Origin of the sequence: Pseudoalteromonas sp. McH1-7 (assembly GCF_013366255.1) — a bacterium.
GTDB lineage: Bacteria > Pseudomonadota > Gammaproteobacteria > Enterobacterales > Alteromonadaceae > Pseudoalteromonas > Pseudoalteromonas peptidolytica.
On the sequence record NZ_JABWPQ010000039.1, the window covers coordinates 21,525 to 43,255 of the forward strand.

16 protein-coding genes are annotated in these 21,731 nt (G+C 45.0%); 10 read left to right on the top strand and 6 right to left on the bottom strand.

All coding sequences use genetic code 11. The annotated features are described in order from the left end of the window. Nucleotides 1-10 precede the first annotated feature (10 nt). Nucleotides 11-469: a division/cell wall cluster transcriptional repressor MraZ gene (gene mraZ, locus HUZ36_RS20860; RefSeq protein WP_125251058.1), complete on the bottom strand. Its 459-nt coding sequence runs from the start codon at nt 467-469 to the stop codon at nt 11-13. A gap of 438 nt (nt 470-907) precedes the next feature. Here mraZ and HUZ36_RS20865 point away from each other — a divergent pair, with 438 nt between their 5' ends. Next, nucleotides 908-3,892, top strand: coding sequence for a bifunctional diguanylate cyclase/phosphodiesterase (locus HUZ36_RS20865; protein ID WP_211091545.1), 2,985 nt, complete (start codon nt 908-910; stop codon nt 3,890-3,892). Between the two features lie 17 nt (nt 3,893-3,909). Here HUZ36_RS20865 and HUZ36_RS20870 read toward each other — a convergent pair whose 3' ends face one another. Next, a complete protein-coding gene (locus HUZ36_RS20870) occupies nt 3,910-5,574 on the bottom strand; it encodes an alkaline phosphatase (RefSeq protein WP_176033879.1) in 1,665 nt (554 codons plus the stop codon). Nucleotides 5,575-5,749: 175 nt separating this feature from the next. Further along, on the bottom strand, nt 5,750-6,964 hold the full coding sequence (locus HUZ36_RS20875) for a cation:proton antiporter (protein ID WP_176033880.1): 1,215 nt from the start codon (nt 6,962-6,964) through the stop codon (nt 5,750-5,752). A gap of 243 nt (nt 6,965-7,207) precedes the next feature. Between HUZ36_RS20875 and HUZ36_RS20880 the strand changes: the two genes are divergently transcribed. From HUZ36_RS20880 to HUZ36_RS20905, 6 genes are all read left to right on the top strand, one after another. After that, on the top strand, nt 7,208-10,003 hold the full coding sequence (locus tag HUZ36_RS20880) for a TonB-dependent receptor (RefSeq protein WP_176033881.1): 2,796 nt from the start codon (nt 7,208-7,210) through the stop codon (nt 10,001-10,003). A gap of 85 nt (nt 10,004-10,088) precedes the next feature. Beyond that, nucleotides 10,089-11,435 (top strand): DUF5690 family protein, encoded by a 1,347-nt coding sequence (locus tag HUZ36_RS20885; protein ID WP_254879611.1) that lies wholly within the window; start codon nt 10,089-10,091, stop codon nt 11,433-11,435. Nucleotides 11,436-11,452: 17 nt separating this feature from the next. After that, nucleotides 11,453-12,262: a phosphonoacetaldehyde hydrolase gene (phnX, locus tag HUZ36_RS20890; protein ID WP_128731111.1), complete on the top strand. Its 810-nt coding sequence runs from the start codon at nt 11,453-11,455 to the stop codon at nt 12,260-12,262. After that, nucleotides 12,262-13,680, top strand: coding sequence for an FAD-dependent oxidoreductase (locus HUZ36_RS20895; RefSeq protein ID WP_176033882.1), 1,419 nt, complete (start codon nt 12,262-12,264; stop codon nt 13,678-13,680). Before phnX ends, HUZ36_RS20895 begins: the two co-directional genes overlap by 1 nt. Next, entirely contained in the window at nt 13,677-14,231 is a 555-nt protein-coding gene (locus HUZ36_RS20900) for an HD domain-containing protein (RefSeq protein ID WP_176033883.1), read from the top strand. The genes HUZ36_RS20895 and HUZ36_RS20900 overlap by 4 nt, the downstream gene beginning before the upstream one ends. A gap of 82 nt (nt 14,232-14,313) precedes the next feature. Next, nucleotides 14,314-15,006 carry a UTRA domain-containing protein gene (locus tag HUZ36_RS20905; protein ID WP_128731114.1) on the top strand — a complete coding sequence of 231 codons (693 nt, stop codon included), beginning with the start codon at nt 14,314-14,316 and terminating at the stop codon, nt 15,004-15,006. 441 nt (nt 15,007-15,447) lie between these two features. Here the strand turns inward: HUZ36_RS20905 and phnW are convergent, their stop codons facing one another. The 3 genes from phnW to HUZ36_RS20920 all read right to left on the bottom strand — a co-directional run bounded on the left by phnW (nt 15,448) and on the right by HUZ36_RS20920 (nt 18,835). Then, nucleotides 15,448-16,554 carry a 2-aminoethylphosphonate--pyruvate transaminase gene (phnW, locus tag HUZ36_RS20910; RefSeq protein ID WP_147389034.1) on the bottom strand — a complete coding sequence of 369 codons (1,107 nt, stop codon included), beginning with the start codon at nt 16,552-16,554 and terminating at the stop codon, nt 15,448-15,450. A gap of 359 nt (nt 16,555-16,913) precedes the next feature. Next, the gene (gene galE, locus HUZ36_RS20915) at nt 16,914-17,927 is read right to left on the bottom strand and encodes a UDP-glucose 4-epimerase GalE (RefSeq protein ID WP_147389033.1); all 1,014 of its coding nucleotides are present in this window, start codon (nt 17,925-17,927) and stop codon (nt 16,914-16,916) included. A 23-nt stretch (nt 17,928-17,950) separates the two neighbouring features. Then, nucleotides 17,951-18,835 (bottom strand): hypothetical protein, encoded by an 885-nt coding sequence (locus tag HUZ36_RS20920; RefSeq protein ID WP_176033884.1) that lies wholly within the window; start codon nt 18,833-18,835, stop codon nt 17,951-17,953. A 135-nt stretch (nt 18,836-18,970) separates the two neighbouring features. Between HUZ36_RS20920 and HUZ36_RS20925 the strand changes: the two genes are divergently transcribed. The 3 genes from HUZ36_RS20925 to yjjG all read left to right on the top strand — a co-directional run bounded on the left by HUZ36_RS20925 (nt 18,971) and on the right by yjjG (nt 21,178). Continuing rightward, nucleotides 18,971-19,870, top strand: a complete 900-nt coding sequence (locus tag HUZ36_RS20925; protein WP_125251035.1) for a phosphoribulokinase — start codon at nt 18,971-18,973, stop codon at nt 19,868-19,870. 97 nt (nt 19,871-19,967) lie between these two features. Beyond that, entirely contained in the window at nt 19,968-20,501 is a 534-nt protein-coding gene (gene yjjX, locus HUZ36_RS20930) for an inosine/xanthosine triphosphatase (protein ID WP_128731118.1), read from the top strand. Beyond that, the gene (gene yjjG / locus HUZ36_RS20935; RefSeq protein WP_176033885.1) at nt 20,501-21,178 is read left to right on the top strand and encodes a pyrimidine 5'-nucleotidase; all 678 of its coding nucleotides are present in this window, start codon (nt 20,501-20,503) and stop codon (nt 21,176-21,178) included. Before yjjX ends, yjjG begins: the two co-directional genes overlap by 1 nt. Nucleotides 21,179-21,731: the final 553 nt, after the last annotated feature.

A 21,731-nucleotide genomic window follows, 5' to 3' on the forward strand; every position in this document is an offset into this window, starting at 1 on the left:
TTATCTACCCCTACAAGGAAAAGTTTTCCAATTCAGGGCTTTCCTCAAAGTTTCCTGAATGTTCAATTTCAGTATCTGCTTGCATTTGCTGATACCAGCGTTCTTCATCCCAAATTTCAAATTTATTTAGCAATCCAACTAGCATAATTTTTTTCCCAAGCTGTGCATGTGCTCGTAGTGCCGGAGCTAATAAAATTCTGCCGTTTTTATCTAGTTGGTATTCTGTAGCATGACCGAGCAACATGCGTTGCCAGCGCCTTACTCTGGGATTGGTGTTAGAGATGCGACTTAATTTGGTCTCAATTTCTAGCCATTCGGTGAGTGGGTAAAGCCACAAACAAGGTTCATTGATCGCAATAGTACAAATAACCGTCCCCTGAGCTTCAGACAGCAGCGGTTGACGGTACTTGGTTGGTACCGCAAAGCGCCCTTTGTCATCCAAAGCTAGCGAACTTGCACCTCGAAACATGAGTGACCCTATTTATAAGTTGGCTGATCCAGTTTGATCCACTAAAACCCACTTTTTACCACAGAAGAACAGTCTAGGGCTTGACAAGCACTTTTGTCAAGCTAAGTCGGTACCTTTAACACCTTTGCAAGCCAGAAAAATCGCGGGATTTGTGGAAGATCATGAATTTGGTGGAAAAAAGTGGAGAACAGAAAAAACACCAATAATTTTGACTTGATAATCATCTCATACTTTAAAATTAGAAATTAAAAATTCCTAACTTCAAGGAGAGCGTGACAGTCCCAAAAACAGTGAATTATTTATGCAAATTTGCTTGGTTGTCCCCTTTGGATTCGGTATCATTCGCGCTCTTTGATCAGCTCCACAGGTGGGATTATTCTAAATTCTTCAATAAAGTTTCGATTTTATCGCTTACTTGTTCTACTCTGCTTACCATGTTTGATCATTATTTTATTCTTATTATGTGAGCAACGTCAGCAGGCGTTAACACAACAGTCACAACAAGCTTTACATTATGCTAAGCAGGTTGCGGCTATCCAACAGGTAGAGCTTGCCGATACAGAACTTGTGTTGCAGCAATTATCGACTCGTATTGACCACCTTAAAGTAGACAATGGCAATTGCCCTGCCCTTTTGTATCATGCGATGCTTCTCAGCCCAAATTTGGCGAACCTAGGCATAGTCAACGCCCAAGGAGATGTTCTCTGTACCACGCACCAAACCGGACAAGGTGCCATTAATATTGCTGACAGAGGCTATTTTAAAGCGGCCATGCGCACCGCCAAATTCAGTGTCGGTGAATACCAGATAGACAGAAGCATGCAGCGCGCTACCGTGAACTTTGCACTGCCTATTTATGATCAACAACAGCAGTTTTTGTTTATGCTCGTTGCCGTAAAAGGCTTGACTCATTGGAGTCAAACCCTTGCAAAACTACCTTTGCCTGTTGGGACGCGCGTTATGATAGCTGATGCAAAAGATCAGATCATTGCACAATACCCAGCCTCTAAGGCTGAGCTTGGTCGCGCTGTAAGTACAGCTTGGCCTCGCAATTTGCAACAGCAAGCAACCTTACTTAAAACGCCACAAGGCAACCGCTTAGTCTATGTTAAACAACCTTTAGATAGCAGCGGCCGCGCTTTACAAATTTATTTTAGTTTTGATTTTGAATCTCAGTTAAGCAAGATTGACAACCGCTTTGCCATATTCTTGGGGATTTTCTTTTCGGTGGTCGCCCTGTTATTTTGGCAAACACATTGGCAGCTAAAACAGCAACTGCTTAAACCATTACGGACTTTAACGCACGCAATTGCCAAATTAGAATCCGGTAAACAAGACTCTGATTTTGAAGCTACAAAAGTACCGAGTGAGTTTGAGCATATTGCTGAACGTTTTGCACACATGGCAAGAACGAGGCTAGCCGCAGAAGATAACGCCAACCACAGACTCGCGGTAGTCAGAGCGTTGATTAATGCCTTACCAGATAGTTATGTACGCCTAGACCAACACGCACAAATTTTGTCTCGATATGGTGCTTACACAGATGGTGCTCACACCCTAGAGGCACTGTTGCCCGAGCATATATACAAGAGGATCTGTGCAGAGCTCGCGATGTTAAACGATGACACCTACGTACAACTGGAGTTTTCCCCCACAGCCAATCAAGTTGTTGAGTGTCGCCTGTGTGCGATTGAGTCACACCCTCAAGCCCTGCTTATTTTTCGTGATATTAGTCAGCGTAAACACCAAGAAGAAGCCTTAAATCTGGCGGCGCTAGTTTACAATAACAGTAGCGAGTGCATGATAATTACCGACGCTAATGGCTTTATATTAGACGCTAACCTTGCATTTACTAAAGTGACAGGATACACCCGTGCAGAAGTATTAGGTAAATCTACCTCCATACTAAGCTCTGGGCAGCATGATCACAGCTTCTATAAACTTATGTGGAAACAATTAAATGAACATGGTCGCTGGCAAGGTGAAATCGTTAATCGCAAGAAAAATGGTGAACTGTATACCGAGTGGTTAACCATCGACAGTGTCTATGACAAGAATCGAGAGATCTACCGTCGTGTTGCTATTTTCACCGATATTACAGAAATAAAACGAAAAGATGCGCTAATTTGGCGACAGGCGCATTTTGACGAACTCACAGATCTGCACAATCGCGTTGGCCTCAAAAAGCACCTGAAAAAGCAAGTTAATAGTAGCAAACGACGCACGGCTGTATTACTACTAGATCTCGATAATTTTAAAGATATTAACGATACTTTAGGTCACTATTACGGTGATTTATTACTAAAATCCGTGGCCGAGCGGCTCAAAAAAATCTCGCCGCAGGCGTTTTTATCACGTATTGGTGGTGATGAGTTTGTGTTTGTCCTACCTGATGATAAGGATAAAACCGAGTGTAAGGCACTCGCCGCGCAAATTCAGTCCGCATTAAAACAGCCATTTGAGATCCAAGATGAGCAGTGCCACATTACTGCGAGTATTGGAATTGCCGCGACCCCAAACGACGGTAATGGCGCTGAGTCACTATTAAAAGCCGCCGACCAAGCAATGTATCGAGCGAAGCAACAAGGCCGCAACGGCTATGTCATCTTTGATGATACTTTGCGAAAAGTAGCAGAATCAAGAATGCAAATGCTTAAAGGTATCCGAACAGCGCTCAATCACAGCCAGTTTGAAATGCACTATCAGCCGATTGTGTCATTGCATGACAACCATATTGTAAAAGCAGAAGCACTGATACGATGGCGTCATCCTGAGCAAGGTATGGTAAGCCCAGCTGAGTTTATTCCCTTAGCTGAAGAAACCCAATTAATTCACAATATTGGTGATTTTGCTTTCACACAATCACTGGATACCCTGACTCAGTTACAGCACTTAGGTCATGATACCCAAATAAGTATTAATGTATCTCCGGTACAATTTGCCGCGAAAAACTGCACACTTGCATCTTGGCATGACAAATTAACCACGTTAAACATCGCTGCAAAGCAAGTCGTGCTCGAAGTTACTGAAGGTATGATGCTGCATAATGATAGTCGTACTAAGCAACGTGTTGAGCGACTAAAACAACATGGTTTTCAATTTGCACTTGATGACTTTGGCACCGGTTATTCTTCTTTGGCTTATTTACAACAATTAGATTGCCATTTTGTAAAAATAGATAAGCGCTTTGTGGACAGTATCGCCACTAATGAAGACGATTTAACACTTTGTGAGACCATCATTCTAATGGCACATCGATTGGGCTTACGTGTTATTGCTGAAGGCGTCGAAACAGCCACTCAACATCAACTGCTAAAACAAGCAGGATGCGACTTTGGTCAAGGCTATTACTATTCAAAGCCGCTACCACAAAATGAGTTTCTGGCCTTAATGACAGAAAAAAGCCACATAGCTGTGGCTTAATGACTTTTGGGCTTGGTTTATTCAGTTAAACCAAGCGCAGCCATCATTTTATTAGCAATATCAACGTGATGCTGCATCGTTGAAAATTGCTTAGTTACCCCTTGCGGGCCATAAGCATAAACAGGGACAGGGGCAGCGGTATGGGTGCCCGTGCCCCAAACAACGTTTTGCTCTGACGCAAGCGCTCGTGCAATTTTACCTGTATAGTCTTCTTTCGCATACACATAGAAATCACTAAAGTCTTCAAACGCAGGGATCATATCCGCGCTATTTTCATCGTATACGCTCTGACCAACTTTTGCCGCGTTATCTAGCGTCACTGTATACGCTGTCATATCTGCAATTGTTGCTTGCCACGTTGAGCCAGACACATTCTCATAGGCTTCATCTGGAGCTGCTGCCGCTAGAATATCGAAGAAGGTGCCCGTTTGTGCGTAAAGCTTGTCTAATTGCGCAAGTGGGCCAAAGTTAAACTTGGGGTGATATTCTTTTGCAACACCGTTAACATACATACCATCACCAGACAGCGTCTGTGCTTCTGGTCGCTCATGCTTTGAATAACTAAAACCAAAACTGCCCGTTTCATGGTCTGCAGTCACAACGACTAGTGTATCGTTACGGTCTTTTACCCATTCATGCACAGCTTCAACAGCTTCATCAAATTTAAGCAGCTCGTTTAACATCCAACCCGCATCGTTTGCGTGACCCGCCCAATCAATTTGACCACCTTCAATCATTAAGAAAAAGCCATCTTCATCTTTAGATAAAATATCTAAAGCCTTAATTGTCATTTCTTTTAGTGAAGGCTGTGTACAGCTGTCGTTTTGTTGACAAGCTTTATAAGCAATGGCGTCATTCATACCTGAGTTTGCAAATAGACCAAGTACTTTCTCACCTTCCAAACTATTTAGCTGTGCTTTATCAAAAGCAAGGCCATAACCGTGCTGCTCTTTTGCTTCAACAACGAGATTTGTTTCATCACCACGCTTTGATTTTTTATACACACTACTTGGCATACCAAGCGCATCAAACTGAGCTTTAAGCTCTGCATTATCTGGTGTACTCTTTGGTACAAATACACGCGCACCACCAGATAGCATCACATCAACATTGCCTGAACGTACCAACTGTTCGGCGATTTCTGCTTCATAAGAACGATGCGGCATATGTGCGGCGAAAGCCGCAGGTGTTGCATGAGTGATACGGGTGTCAGACACAAGACCTGTTGCTTTACCGGCTGCTTTAGCTTTTTCTAAGATAGTTGCAACTTTATTACCTTCGGCATCAAGACCTATCATTTCAGAGCCAGCTGCAATGCCTGTAGCTAACTGTGTTGCAGAACAAGCGGAATCAGTCACAAGGCTGCCTGTTGCCCCATGCGGCGCATTAAGCGATAGACCCAAATGACCACCCGCAGCAAGTTTAGAAAGCGCTGTTTGGTTGCCTTTATTTTTATAAGTAGAGTTTGGCGCGCGCTGAGCGTATTCTTCAAGTAAGCCAACTTGCTGTGGTCCCATACCGTCGCCGATCATAAGGATCACATTCTTTACTTGTGTCACTTCTTGCACTGGAACCTCTTTGATGACTTCAACTTCTTTGATCACCTCAACGGTTTTAGTATCGTCATCACACGCGGTAAGTAATATTGCAGAGATAGCAACTGTAAGTAACTTTTTATTCATTGTACTGTTCCTGAAACGTAATATTTGTCTGTAAGGCAGGCACAGTCTAGGCGCGTTACATGACTTTTTTATTTCAGCAAAGTGACAAAAATTATATTACTTTACAATGAGTTATAATATAACAATACAATTTTGGCGCGAAGTTACTCTGTATAGTTTTCATGATGTAGAGTCATCACTCTCTGCCTAAAGTACTGGTAAATAATTTAGAAATGGGTCGACTAGATAGCCCAAATACAAAAATGCTCAGCAACACCGTTGCCATCGCCACTTGAGTAATTAGCAAACCATTTGGCAACTCTTCGCTGAGTAGCATTAAGGTTAGCACCACCGACGCCAAGCCTTTAGGGCCAAACCATGCTAAAGTAAAACGCTCTTTGGTTGTCAGATCACCACCTAATAAACAAAGGTATACTGGGAGCAATCTAAATAAGGCGGTCGCCAACACTGCGTACACCCAAACCTGCCACTCTGTGACTACCAAAAGCACCACACTGGCCGACAAACCAAACACAATCCAAATGATAAAAGCCGCAAATTCAGCGAGGTGTTCCCCTTCCTCGATAAGCTGATCTTTAAACGCATCACGATAATATTTATCAAACAGCAAACCGCTGACAAATGCAGCAATAAAACCGCTGCCATGCAGTACTTGGGTTACCGAGAAAACTAAAAAAGCGATACCAACAAAGAGAAAAGGGCTGGTTTTAGACGCAAAAAAATGATGTTGATAGGCACGTTTAAGTAACCAAATGATCGCCCCGGTCAGTAACCCCGAGACAACAAGTGCAGTCCCTACTTCTCGTATAAAAATCCCAGCAAATGATTCAGTTGTCGCTTGCGTTCGCTCAGCTAATACTCCCAGTAAGAACAGAAATACCGGAATACATAGGCCATCATTTAGGCCACTTTCTACATTAATTGCCTCACGTAATCTGGTGGGCACAGACTTATCCTGAATGAAGGTTTTGCATAAAGTGGCATCGGTTGGAGTGATTATTACCGCAATTAAAAAGCAAGCCAACCAAGATAACTGAAACAGCTCATGAGCTATCCAAGCGCCGAATACCATGGTTAATGGCAGCCCGAGCAATAATTTAACTGGTAGCTGGAAACTGTGGGATAGCACCCGTAGTCGTGTTTTTGCAGCATCGGAGAATAGATAAATCGCAAGCGTCAGCTCAATAACTGGCAGCAGTGTTTGTAAACCATCAATATCAACAGCGAATGCCTGCTGTCCATCCTCAGTATTACCAAGCGCTAACCCGATAACTCCACCGGTTAGCATAAACCACATCGGGGCGGTGAGCTCCGCCCTATCTAGTTGTCTAGCTGTGATGCTATAGATAAAAAGAGAAAGTCCAATCGCCGCAATCAAAGCATAAATCACGTTGCCATTCCTTTACTGAAAACCGGTTGCTGATAACGCGAGTATGACAAACCTTATTCAGTTAAGCCAAACATCTAATAACAACCTCCTATTTCCTATAAAACGTACTAAATACTCAAGAGCAGCCGGCGCTAGTTAATTTTTAATCTTTATGTCATCGGACTGTAAAAAACCGTCATTACTCTATCTGCAACAAGCTGGACTAGACCAGAAAACTTAACCCAAACTTTTGAGAAAAGAGCAATGAAAAAACTCACCCAAATCGCAGCTGCCGTGTTACTCACCACCAGTCCCAGCTTATATGCTGCGACAGGTAAACTCGTTGGTGTAGTAAAAGACCCACAAAGTAATCTGTCTGGCGCTGTTATCTCGGTCAAAGGCCAAGATGCTTCCACTGTATCTGATTATCGTGGTCGCTTTGAACTACCAAAACTGGAAGCAGGTCGCTACACCCTAGTGGTGAAATATATGGGTTATCAGGAAACTGAGCTTCAGGTTGAGGTGATTGATGGCAAAGTCACTACCTTGTCTCCAATCTTATTAAACCAACAACAAACGATGGAAGAAGTGGTCACGGTTGGGCAAATCTTCCGTGGCGCAATGGCCGCAGCAAATAACCAAAAAAATGCTAGTAATATCAAAAGTATCATTTCTGCCGATGGGATTGGTAAATTACCAGATAGAAATGCCGCTGAAGCCGTGCAACGTATTCCAGGTGTGTCGATAGAGCGTGACCAAGGTGAAGGCCGCTTTGTTGCAGTGCGCGGTTTACCGTCACAATGGAGTTCGGCCAGCATCAACGGTAACCGCCTTCCAACCGCTGAAGAGGAAACCACCAGCCGCGCTACTGCGTTCGACTTTTTTCCAAGCGAATTGATTGAATTTGTGGAAGTGTCTAAGGCTATCACCCCTGACATGGAAGGCGATGCGATTGGCGGTAATGTTAATTTCGTGACCAAAAAAGGCGCTGATTATTTTATCCTCAAAACCAACTTCGCTGTGGGCCAAAATGAACTGGCCGATGGCACAAACTATTCTGCCAATGTGGTGTATGGCGATCGTCTACTCGACGACAAGCTGGGTTTTATTATTAACGCCACAGCGTGGCAGCGCGATTGGGCAACCGATAACTATGAGCCGCGCCGAGGTAACGATGGCTTAGGTATTTACCGCTTAGAGCTGCGTGATTATACGGGAACCCGTGAAACTTATGGCTTAAATGGCTCGCTGGAATATCAACTTGAAAACGGCACGCTCAGCGCCAGCGCGCTATATGGCACACTAATTGACGATGAAACCCACTATAAGCACAGGCTGCGTTTTGATAAAGACCGTGCTGAGCTACAGCATATTCGCAACGAACTCATCACCGAAATGCAAGGCTTTGAAATTGCGGGTGAACATGACTTTGGCTTTGATAAAACGCTCTCTTGGCAACTAGCCACGTACGAAAATGAGTTCCGCTATGGCGACAAACCCAACAGTGAAGACAACAGCTATTTTGTCGCCCGTTTTGATCAAAAAAATGTGGGATATGTTGGACTTGAAGACCGCGATACCGGTAAAAATTATGCCTACAACCAAGTAGACGGCGGCAGCGAACCATGGAATGCCATTAGTAATCGCTTCCCCTCGGGCTTTACACTCGATCCAAGCAAAATGGGCTTGTCTTGGGTTGAGCTATACAAGGTCTACGTCAACGAAAAAGACAGACTGGTAGCCAATGCCGACTTTGACTGGCAATACAATAACCAGCTAGCCGTTAAGTTTGGGGCAAAATACCGTGACAAAGTCCGTAAAGCTGACTTTGCCGATGAGTTTTACGCGTGGGACAACGAACAATTTGGCGCAGCGCCAACGCTTGCAGACTTTGCCTTAAGCGATCAACCCGGTCGCAGCGATTACTTAAGCGAAGCCAAGTTTGATTATCGCACGCAGCTATCACAAGTGGCTTCCACCGATGCTCTTGCTCAGTTTTGGACGCAAAATCGCAATAAGTTCAAGCTAGATGTAGGTGAATCAGCACTCATCAGCAACGGTGGGGCGCTGGGCAGAAACTTTGATGTTGAAGAAACCCACGCCTCGCTCTACGGTATGGCAACTTACCAAGCCAGCGACAACTGGGAAGTATTAGGCGGCTTACGCGTTACCCGCACTGATACCGAAGTGTCTGGGTACACCTACTTAGCCGACGAAGACAAAGTTGTTGATACCACCAACAGCAATGATTATTGGTCAATTTTACCTGCACTACATGTTACCTATCGCGCCAATGACGATACCAATTATCGCATAGCACTAACTCGCACCTTTGCCCGTCCTGACTTTGGCTCATTAACACCAGGCGCAACTTACCTTGAGCAGGACAACCAGCTTAACTCAGGAAATCCAGCGCTCGACCCTACCTACTCAAATAACCTCGACTTGATGGTGGAATATTATTTTGACCGCGTTGGCTTAGTCTCTGCGGGGGTATTCTACAAAGATATCCAAGACCCAATCTTCCAAGCCACCAGCGTTGGCAATTACAACAACAAGCAAGGCGTGACCATCATCCGTCCTGAAAACGGCGATAGCGCTTGGCTTGCGGGCATTGAGCTGGCATTTAACCGCGACCTTGGTTTTATTTCTGACAGTTTGAGCAACTTTGGGGTAATGACCAATGCGACCTTTATGGATTCTGAAATGCAAATTCCAGAGCGCACAGAAAAAGTGGCCATTCCACGTCAGGCCAATGAGCTTTACAACTTTACGCTGTATTACGACGACACCCGCTTTGCAGCTCGAATAGCGCTTAATCATAAAGGTGCTTATATCGAAGAGCACGGCGGCGATAGCCAATCGGATAGCTACTATGGCGCCAATACCAGCGTCGACTTTACAACGTCATACCAACTTAACGAACAAACGTTAGTTTACCTAGAGCTAAGTAACCTCACCAATGAAGCATTGCAGTATTACCAAGGTGAGCAAGGTCGTCCATTACAGGTGGAATACTATGGTATCCGCGGCATGGTCGGCATTAACTACCAATTTTAGTACCAATTTACTTGATTAAGCCGATTGGTATACACCGGTTGACGGGCAACCCACAAAGGATTGCCCTCCAATTACCGAGGATCCTATGATGTTGCAGATCTCGCTATTTAACGCCCGCCCGCGCTGGCTAAAAGACGCCCAAGGTATCGGCTTTGTGCTATTTGCCGCGACTAGTGCGTTTATGACTTACTTTTGTATGTACGCCTTTCGTAAGCCATTTTCGGTCAATACCTATGAAGCCTTTGATGACCCGAGCTGGGTTGTTAGCTTTAAAATTGCTCTGATCCTTTCGCAAGTATTTGGCTATCTATGCGCGAAATTTATCGGCGTTAAAGTGATTGCTGAAATGCAGCATCATTATCGCGGCCGAGCGATTTTGGCCATGATTTTAGTCGCCGAGCTCGCACTGGTGCTATTTGCCATCACTCCTACGGGCTGGAACCTGGTTTGGCTGTTTGCCAATGGCCTCTCCCTTGGCATGATTTGGGGTTTGGTTTTTAGCTTTTTAGAAGGTCGTAAAACCACCGAAATCTTAGGTGCGGTACTCAGCGTAACTTTTATTCTTGCCTCTGGATTGGTCAGAACTGTGGGTAAATGGCTGGTGAGTGAACTCAATGTGCCTGAACTGTGGATGCCAGCGGCAACCGGAGCGATTTTTCTGCCGCTGCTTGTACTTAGCGTTGCTTGTCTTAATAGTATTCCTGAACCTACACAAGAGGATGAACAATTACGACAAAAGCGCGCGCCAATGGATGGCAAAGCACGGCTGGCGTTTTTTAAACAGTATTGGTTTGGAATAACCGTGCTGGTGCTTAGCTTTTTACTCTTTACCGGCTTTCGTGACTTTAGAGATAACTTCTCAGCCGAGATCTGGCAGGCCTTAGGTTATGGGCAAGAACCCGCGATTTTTGCTTATGCCGGGATCCGCATCGCCTTTATCGTACTCATTGCGCTTGCCGCATTGGTGTTAATTAAAAATAACCGCATCGCACTTTTTGCCAACCATGGCTTTGTCTTACTAGGGGCTTCACTGCTAGCTGGTAGTACGTATTTATACCAAACCCAAAGCCTAGACCCTAAAACTTGGATGGTACTGCTGGGGGCTGGTCTTTATATCAGTTATATCCCCTATAACTGCTTTTTGTTTGACCGCATGATCTCAGCAGTTGGCTCGACTGCGAACGCCGGTTTTTTGATTTATCTGGCGGATTCGGCGGGCTACATCGGTTCAGTGGGCATTTTGCTCTATAAAACTTTTGCCACACCTGAGCTCAGTTGGCTGCACTTTTTTACCATGGCTTGCTACTGGGTGGCGTTTATCGCAAGCGCCCTCGTAGTGAGTTCAATTATTTATTTTGCCGTGAAATTAAAGCGACCACGTAAGGCGTCAACGCAACTACGCGCCACGGCACTTTCATCACATATTTCCTAGCTAGGAGTCTTTGCAATATGAAACACATTGAAGCGTTAATTTTGGATTGGGCTGGTACTGTGGTCGACTATGGTTCGATTGCCCCCACCAGCATTTTTGTTGAAGCATTTAAGCAAGCGTATCAATTTGATATTTCCTTGGCTGAAGCGCGCGGTCCGATGGGAATGGGTAAATGGGATCACATTAATACCTTGCTACAAATGGAGAGTGTCCGCACCCGCTGGATAACGCAATTTGGTCAGGCACCGAGTACGGCAGATGTTGACCATATTTATCAAACCTTTATGCCGCTCCAACAAGCAAAAGTCGCCGACCGAGCAGCCCCCATTCCGGGCGTGCTTGCGGTGATCAAACGATTACAACAACAAGGCGTTAAGATTGGCAGTTGTTCTGGGTATCCCAAGCCTGTGATGGACGTACTAGTACCTGCCGCTGCCGACTATGGTTATCAGCCAGATTGTGTGGTTGCCAGTGATGAATGTGCAGCAGGCTCTCGCCCAGGTCCCTGGATGGCGTTAGAAAACGTACAACGACTTGGCATTAATCGCGTATCAGGATGCGTAAAAGTCGATGATTCCGCGCCGGGAATAAGCGAAGGGTTAAATGCTGGTATGTGGACCGTAGGACTTGCGTTAACGGGTAATGCGGTGGGGCTTAGCGAAGAAGAATGGACGGCGCTTGGTCACGAAGAGCAAAGTGCACATTCCCTTAATGCTTATCAGCAGCTTGGCGAAGCCGGTGCGCACTATGTGATTGACTCACTTGCTGACATCGAAATGGTCTTGGTGGATATTTCTGCTCGTATCGCCCGTGGAGAGCGCCCGTAATGCGTTTTCAGCCTTTTTGGTTTGATGAAGCAATCACTCAAGCCGATATTGAAGCCGCAGCCAGCGCGCCGCATCATGGCGCGTTGGATACCCAAGTTTGTATCATAGGTGGCGGCTTTACTGGCCTTTGGACAGCCATAACGCTGAAAAAGCAAAAACCTGAGCTGAATATCGCCATTATTGAAAAGGATCTCTGCGGGCAAGGTGCTTCGGGTCGTAATGGTGGAGCTATGTTGACATGGTCGACTAAGTTTGCCAGCTTAATTAAAGAGTTTGGCTTAGAACAAGCCTGCTTTTTAGTGCGCCAGTCTGAGCAGGCCGTTCATGACATTAAAGCCTTTACCAGTAAACACGGGATTGAATGTGATTGCCGCATTGATGGTACTTACTATACGGCTTCAAATCACAGCCAGCGCAATGCCTTTGGCCCCATTACCACCCTACTCGACCAACACCAGCTTAATGCGTGGCAAACACTAACTAAAGCGCAGTTGCAAGCAACCGGATCTAATGCCAACCTTGCTGGAATTTACTCCCCCCACGGGGGTAGTGTTCAACCCGCCAAGCTTGTGCGTGGACTGATGAAGGTGGCAAAAGCCCTTGGGGTCAAGGTATTTGAACACACCCGCTACCTAAAGCACCAAGGCCAAGACACGCTAACCATCACCACAGACAAAGGCGAGATCAGAGCCAATCAGCTAGTATTTGCCGTTAACGCTTGGCTGCCAAGCTTATTGCCGCAGTTTTCTCGAAGCGTAGTGTTAGTTTCGAGCGATATGGCGATCACCACACCAGCACCTGAAAAGCTTGCAGCAATGAGGCTGAACCACGGTGCTCCGGCGATTGATGCACGCATTTTTGTGAATTACTACCGCACCACCTCAAGCGGTCGATTAATGCTTGGCAAAGGCGGGAATTATTTTAGTTTCAATAACCAAGTAAGAGACACTTTTCACCGTGCTAGCCGCTATCAAGCGATTCTTGAACGCTCATTTAGCCATTTCTTTGCACATCACCAGCTCGAGATAGACAGAACTTGGACTGGACCTTCAGACCGAAGTGTCTCTGGCATACCTTTCTTTGGTCATTTAAATGGTCAAGCTAATGTGTTTTATGGCAGTGGTTACTCAGGCAACGGCGTGGTGCAATCCTATTTAGGTGGGCAAATCTTAGCGAGTCTTCTGCTTAATCAACATAACGACTGGCGTCACTGCGCTTTGGTCAACCAAACGCTTAAACAGTTTCCCGTCGAGCCATTTCGCACCGCGGGCGCCTTAATGGTGAGAAATGCTATTCGCCGTAAAGAAAGCGCTGAGGATAACAACATGCCACCGCATAAACTCGATGTTTGGCTAAGCAAGCTCAGTGGCAGCGCAGCAAAATTAGACCCGAACGTGAAGCAGGAGTATATAAAGTGAATGCCATTGCACAAATAAAACAGCTATTTGAGCAATATGGTCATGCCACCTATGACGAGGCATGCAGCCAAATTTATCATGCTGAGCAATGCGCCACCCTCGCGAAAGAAAGTGGTTATGATCAAGCGACCCAAATCGCTGCATTTTTACATGATATTGGCCATTTTGTTGCTCAATCTCAGCATAACCCCGACTTTACCCCACAAGGATATAGCAATCATGGCGATTTAGGGGCTGATCACTTAACTCAACTTGGCTTTGACCGCGCGGTGACAATGCTAGTACGCAAACACGTAGATGCGAAACGCTATCTGGTCAGTATTGATGAGAAGTATTACCAAACGCTCTCTCCTGCCAGCCAATTAACGCTAACAAGACAAGGCGCAAAGATGAGCTGCGAAGAACTTGCGGCATTCTCCAAGCTACCTGAATTGGACGCCATTATCGCGCTGCGTCGTTTTGATGATTTAGGAAAAGATCCAAATTTAACCGTTTTGCCTAGCAGTTATTGGTTTAGCCAAATAGAAACCTATTTGGCTAAACCAATCTGAGTTTACAAGTCTCAAATTATAAATATTTATCCTGTCATAAAACGATAGTAAGCTTGTCACAAAAGGTTTTATCGACTCAATTATGCTGCTTTATCAACGTATTCGAAACCATATCCAAGCGCTGCTCGCCGCTGGCAGCATGACGCCCGGTGCCAAATTACCTTCAGAGCGCGCGCTGCAAGAAACATTTAGCTCAACACGGATCACCGTCCGTGAAGCCCTAGCACGACTAGAAGCCGAAGGACTTATCTTTAGCCAAAAGCGTCGCGGCTGGTTTGTCACGCCGGAAAAGCTCAAATGGCACCCCGCTAAAAAAGTAAACTTTAACCACCTTGCCATTGAACAAGGCTTTGCACCAACAACTCAAGTAGTGACAATTAATGCCCCTTCTACTGAGCCTGAGTTTAGCCGCTCTCATTTTGACGGCCAGCCGGTGTATGAACTAACTCGAGTACGCGCGTTAGATGATCGTGCAATAATGATGGAACAGATCTATTGTGCAGCCGAACGTTTTGCCGACTTACACAACCAGCCGCTGGATGGCTCTATCACGGAGGTGATGTCGACTCACTACCACGTTGACGTCAGCTTTGAACAGTGTGTAATAAGCGTCACCGTACTACCCGATGATGTTGCCGACAAATTAGAAAAGAACAGCGGCGCACCTTGCTTAAAGGTACTGCGCGCCCGCTATGACGCCGAGCAAGCATTAGTGGATTACAATATTGAATATTGGCTCCATGACGCCATAGAAATGATTGTTGAAGGCGTGTAACCCCCGTCCCCGTAGGTCGTGCTTTAGCACGACAACCTTTTCAGAGCTACTGCCGCGTCAAAAACATCTTCATTAATTCTATATTCTACGTCTAAATGCGAGTTAGTGGTGGAATACGTACCATTGCTTACGCAGTGTTTATTACATACACCTGAGACTTTCCAGCTTCTGTTAGCACTGCGATAACTTGTGATTTGGTAAAACGTGATTTTTCTTAGTTAGCCTCATGCTTTAATGAGTGCAGAATCATTTTATGGGAAAGTGACAGCTCAGATTAGGCCATCGTTAACACAATTGAAGATTCGCTATTCATTTATTTTGCTAAAGGGGTGTAACCCCCTTAACCCATCGCCGCGTAAAGCGTCTCCTACCCTAACGGCTTACCAGTATATAGCTTCAGCAATACCCATCGCTGCGTAAAGCGGCTCCTACTCTGATGGTTTACCAGTATTTTGCTTGTGCGATAGCTTCTAGTAGTCCGCTAATGTCTGCGGCATATACTTCGCCAATATTACCAATTCGAAAGCAGTCCGCATTTGATACTTTACCGGGGTAAATCACATATCCTTTTTGCTTCAATGCTTCATAAAAGCGCTTAAATTCATAACTTTCTTCACTTGGTGAATAAAAAGAAGTGATAATAGGTGAGTGCATGGCTTCTGGTAACAAGGCTTCAAAACCAAGAGCTTTCATGCCGCTAACGAGTTGTTTTTGATTTTCGCTGTAACGCTTAAATCGCGCAGAAATGCCTCCCTCTTGCGCCAATTCTTCTAGGGCTTTGGCAAACGCTCTGACAACATGCGTTGGCGAGGTAAAACGCCATTTACCATGGTGGTTTTCCATGGTTTTCCACTGAGCGTGAAGATCCAACGAGAGTGAACGTGCTTGTCCTTCACAGGCAACCAAAAGCGCTGTTTTTGCGATCACAAAGCCAAAACCTGGGACACCTTGAATACACTTATTTGCTGAGCTAATGAGAATATCAATTTGCCACTCGTGCATATCCATCTCAACACCACCAAAACTACTCATGGCATCCAAGATCATGATTTTGTTGTGATGTTTCGCAAGCTCAGCTACGCGCTTAGCCGGATTCAGCATCCCCGTCGTGGTTTCGCAGTGTACCATTGCCACATGGGTGATCTCAGGGTATTGCTCAAGCGCTTGTGAGATCTGCTCAAGTTGTGGCAACTCGGTTTCAACAAAGTCGAGCGCTACCACATTAATATTTAGATAGTTAGCTATCTCAATAATGCGCGCGCCATAGGCACCATTATTAATAACCAATAAAGTGCCAGACTTAGGAATAAAAGTTCCAATAGCCGCTTCAACACTTGCTGTTCCACTACCCTGCATTAAGGTAGTGCTGTAGTCATTACGATACTGTGGATCCGCAACCGCAATCTCACAAAGCTGCCTGCGAATAACCTGAACCACACCTTGATTGTAGTCATCATCCCAAGTGCACCAGTCTTGCAACATGGCTTCTTTCACACTGCGAGAGGTACTAAGTGGCCCTGGCGTCAGGAGTAAATAATCGTTGTTCATAACTTGCCTCTAAACTGGTCTATACCAGAATATTTAAGCGAGTTTAGGTGACATCGGTATGACAGTTTTATGAAACTAAGATTGATGTAGCGATGACGTTCGAAGCTTCGCCTTTGCTCTAAAAAGCAAAGGCGAAGAGAAGCGACAGAGGTTTAGGTTATTTAACCTGAACTTGGGGTAAGTAGTCAGTAAATTAACTAAAATAACTAAACGCAAAAGCTGTCAGCTCACTCTAGCCAGAAGTTATTTCTTAATACAAGGCAAATTTGTGCGTCAATAGCAGGTCTATTGCAAGCAAATTTAACGCAGTAGTAAGGGATAACAGCTGCCAGAAAACAAGTTGTTATCCCAAGCTTAGGTTATTTATACCCGTTTGGATTATTGCTTTGCCAACGCCAGGTATCTTCCATCATTGCATCAAGCCCACGCTTGGCTTGCCAGCCTAGTTCTGAATTGGCTTTTTCAGGCGCGGCGTAACAAGCGGCAATGTCACCGTCGCGACGCGGTTTAATTTCGTATGGAATGGCTTTGCCCGCTGCTTTTTCAAACGCGGTAACCATCTCTAGTACCGAGTAGCCATTACCCGTTCCCAAATTATAGATATGCGCACCTGCTGCTACTGCAATTTTTTCAAGCGCTTTTAAGTGACCAATAGCGAGATCAACCACGTGGATGTAATCTCTCACACCTGTACCATCTATGGTGTCGTAATCATTACCGAACACACCTAAACTCGCCAGCTTACCAACTGCAACTTGTGAGATGTAAGGGAGTAAGTTGTTGGGAATACCATTTGGATCTTCACCAATTAACCCTGATTCATGCGCACCTACTGGGTTAAAGTAGCGCAAAATAGCAAAGGCCCAACGAGGGTCTGACTTTGCGACATCCTGTAGCACCATTTCAACCATTAGCTTTGATGTACCGTAAGGGTTGGTGGTACCGCCAACAGGGAAGTCTTCACGAATAGGAAGGCTCGCAGGGTCGCCATACACCGTGGCAGATGAGCTAAAAACAAGCTTAAAGACATTAGCATCACGCATGGCATCAAGCAGTGTTAGCGTCCCTTGCACGTTATTTTGATAATACTCAATAGGCTTTTGTACCGACTCGCCTACCGCCTTTAAGCCAGCAAAGTGGATCACTTCCTCAATCTCATATTGCGCAAACACGCTATCGAGAAATGCCTTGTCAAGAATATCACCTTGATGGAATGCGGCTTCCTTTCCTACTATCTCTGAAACTCTATCTAATGAAGTCTGCTGAGAATTACTAAGATTATCAACAACTACTACCTTTTTTCCTTGCTGAAGCAGCTCCAATACAGTGTGAGAGCCAATATAACCTGCTCCACCTGTTACGAGAATCGTCATATCTATTCCTATATTTGTTGTGATCAGTCTTCACTGTGGCAGACAAATGCCAGTTTGTTGTTAAAAAAACTTAAACGAGAAATTGAGGTCTTACAGTAACTTCTTAGATTTCTGAATAAATGTACTTTTTTAGGGGAATTTAAATCACGATAAAAGATTTTATTATCCAGTGCATAGGCCACTTTATTATCGTCTAACCAAGTATAGTCCTGAACCTGACTTGGTAGTGCAAAATATCGCTGAATATGGTCGCTTTGTTTGTGGTAGGTTGCGAACCACGTTAAGCTATTAACTTGATAGGTAAAAGCAAACACATCTCGAACACGGTTGTAAGATAAGCTCCGACCAATATCTTCAGCTAGAATTTGTGGCAGATGGCCGTTTATATCAGTGTATTGTAGGGTATGTGGAGCGCTTTCAGTGGCACCTAAAATAAACATGATTAGGTCTTGGTTATCACCCCAAGCGTGATACCCCACAGGCTCAATATGCTCAAAAACTCGACTTGGCTTCTGGGCATCATCAAACGGATAGAACCACAACCTTTGTTTGCCTGATGCTTCGACCACGATCGCCGTTAACCCTGCGCCACTTGGGTGAAGTGTGGGTGAATATTCAGAGACCAGGGATTGTGTCAGGTTCGTTGTGTGTTTACTTTGAAAGTCATAGAAAAACAGATCTGTTTGGCTCTTACCATCAGTACTTACCTCTGCCGTATAGTAGACTCCAGAGTCGGTTACCAGTGGCTGATTAAAATACGCTGAATTGTCAGTAATTGGCTTTGCGCTAAAGTGCTCAGCTAATTCAGCTAGCCAAATTTGGCTTTTGGGCATAGAAGAATAAGCCGGTAAACAAGATGCCAAGGCAAATAAGCCAACCGCGAGCTTCACACGCATAGAAGTGAGCATGGATGTTCCTTTGATTTTTCGTTGTCGTTATATCGCTGCTCTATGATACCCAACACTCGCCTTCAAGCAAAGCTTGCCAAAAACTTTGCTTCGCGTAACATCGAATTAACTGGTGATGAAAGCTAAGGCAAAATAATGTCAGACAAACACCCTATTATCGCTATTACTGGTAGCTCAGGCGCAGGGACTACAACGACGACAAGCGCGATAAAGCACATATTCCGCAGTCTAAATACCAAGGCCGCATACGTGGAAGGCGATAGCTTTCATCGTTTCACTCGCCCTGAAATGGATAAATTGCGTCGCGAAGCGCTACAAGAAGGTAAACACATTAGCTATTTTGGTGAGGAAGCGAACGATTTTGGAGCACTAGAAAAGCTATTTAAAAGCTATGGTGAAACGGGGAATGGAAAAGTACGCCGTTATCTTCACACATTTGACGATGCAGTGCCATTTAACCAACTACCGGGCACCTTCACGCCTTACCAAGAGTTAGAGCACAATACCGATATGCTGTTTTATGAAGGATTACATGGTGGCGTTGTAACACCGGAATATGATGTCGCTAGTAATGTAGATTTATTAATTGGTATGGTGCCTATCATCAACCTTGAATGGATCCAAAAGCTTATTCGTGACACCAATGAGCGCGGCCACTCCAAAGAAGCGGTTATGACTTCAATCGTGCGCTCAATGGATGATTACATTAACCATATCACCCCACAGTTTTCTCGCACCCATATTAATTTCCAACGCGTACCCACTGTAGATACTTCAAACCCTTTTAGTGCTAAAGACATCCCGTCGTTGGACGAAAGCTTTGTGGTTATTCGCTTTCGTGGTATCGAAGATGTCAATTTTCCCTACTATTTACAAATGATTGAAGGCAGCTTCATGTCGCGTGTCAATACCCTCGTAGTACCGGGAGGGAAAATGGGGTTAGCGATGGAATTGGTGTTAACTCCGCTGATTAAAGAGTTGCTAGTAAAAAAACGTGCCCTCGAAAATATGGCACCTGTCGATTTACCGATTTAACCTGGCTTATCTTTTGATAAGAAATAATAGCTTCCTTGCATCACGCCATATCACACTTTACACTGACGTCTTTTAGGGCATTACGAGTAGTTGTAATATGGACGTGCTTACCGTTTTAGTAGGGTCTAAAAACCCAGTCAAAATCAACGCTGCAAAGGCTATCTTTACACTGTACTTTCCCAACGCCAAAATCGATTGTCAGGGCATATCAGCCCCCAGCCTTGTTGCTGACCAACCTTTAGGTGAGCAGGCCACACGAGAAGGCGCGGAAAACCGAGTTACTTACCTTAAACAGCATCACCAAGCTGATTTTTATTGTGCAATGGAAGGAGGCGCGGCCAAATTTGAGTATGGCGCTGCGACATTCGCTTTTGTTGTCATCGCGAATAACACTCGTACTAGTATTGGTCGCAGCTGCAACCTGCCGCTACCGGCATCGGTCTACGCACGCCTTGAACAAGGTGAAGAACTCGGGCATGTGATGGACGACCTATTCAACACTACTAATATAAAACAACAAGGTGGTGCGATTGGACTGCTGACCAATCACCTCGCCACCAGAGAAAGTAGCTATACTCAAGCGTTATTGCTTGCCATGGCACCGTTTAACCACCCTGAGATGTATCCATAATGTCGCACTACAGCCATATTCTATTTGACGCCGATGAAACCTTGTTTAGTTTTAATGCCAAACTCGGGTTGCAAAAACTATTTGCACATTATGATGTTGTGTTTAGTGATGCAGACTATGAGGAATATAACAGCCTCAACGCACCACTTTGGGTAAAATATCAAAATGGTGAAATTGACGCTAAAACATTACAAGTTACTCGTTTTAAACGCTGGGCAACAAAGCTTAATGTGACACCTGAAACCCTCAATGCTGGTTTTTTAGCGGCGATGGCAGAGATTTGCCAGCCACTGTCAGGTGCTCGCGCCTTGCTTGACAGTCTTAAGGGTCAGTGCACTTTGGCTATCATTACCAACGGCTTTGCCGCACTTCAGCAAAAACGCTTAGAACATACAGGTCTTGTAGATCGTTTTTCTGAAGTGGTGATCTCTGAGCTGGTGGGTAAGGCCAAACCAGATCCTAGTATTTTTGAACACACCCTAGCGTTACTAGGTAACCCTGACAAATCTAAGGTCTTAATGGTTGGTGACACGCCTGCGAGTGACATTTTAGGTGCAAACCGCTTTGGAATTGATAGCTGTTGGCTGCAACACGAAGGTAAAGTTTGTCCTGATCATATCAAGCCAACCTATACCGTAAAGTCACTTGCGCAGCTACAAGCCATTTTAAAGGGGTAATACCCAGCGCTTATTTGCGGGAGCAAGTTTACCTTGCGCGCTATTAAAAAGCTCGCCGAGTAAATCGGCTCCTACCAAAGATAATTTGTGTGGGAATACACTTACCTTGCGCGCTATTAAAAAGCTCGCCGAGTAAATCGGCTCCTACCAAAGCGAATTTGTGTGGGAACTTGCCTACCTTGCGCGCTATTAAAAAGCTCGCCGAGTAAATCGGCTCCTACCAAAGATAATTTGTGTGGGAACTTGTCTACCTTGCGCGCTATAAAAAAGCTCGCCGAGTAAATCGGCTCCTACCAAAGATAATTTGTGTGGGAACTTGTCTATCTTGCGCGCTATAAAAAGTTCGCCGAGTAAATCGGCTCCTACCAAAGATAATTTGTGTGGGAATACACTTACCTTGCGCGCTATTAAAAAGCTCGCCGAGTAAATCGGCTCCTACCAAAGATAATTTGTGTGGGAATACACTTACCTTGCGCGCTATAAAAAGTTCGCCGAGTAAATCGGCTCCTACCAAAGATAATTTGTGTGGGAATACACTTACCTTGCGCGCTAT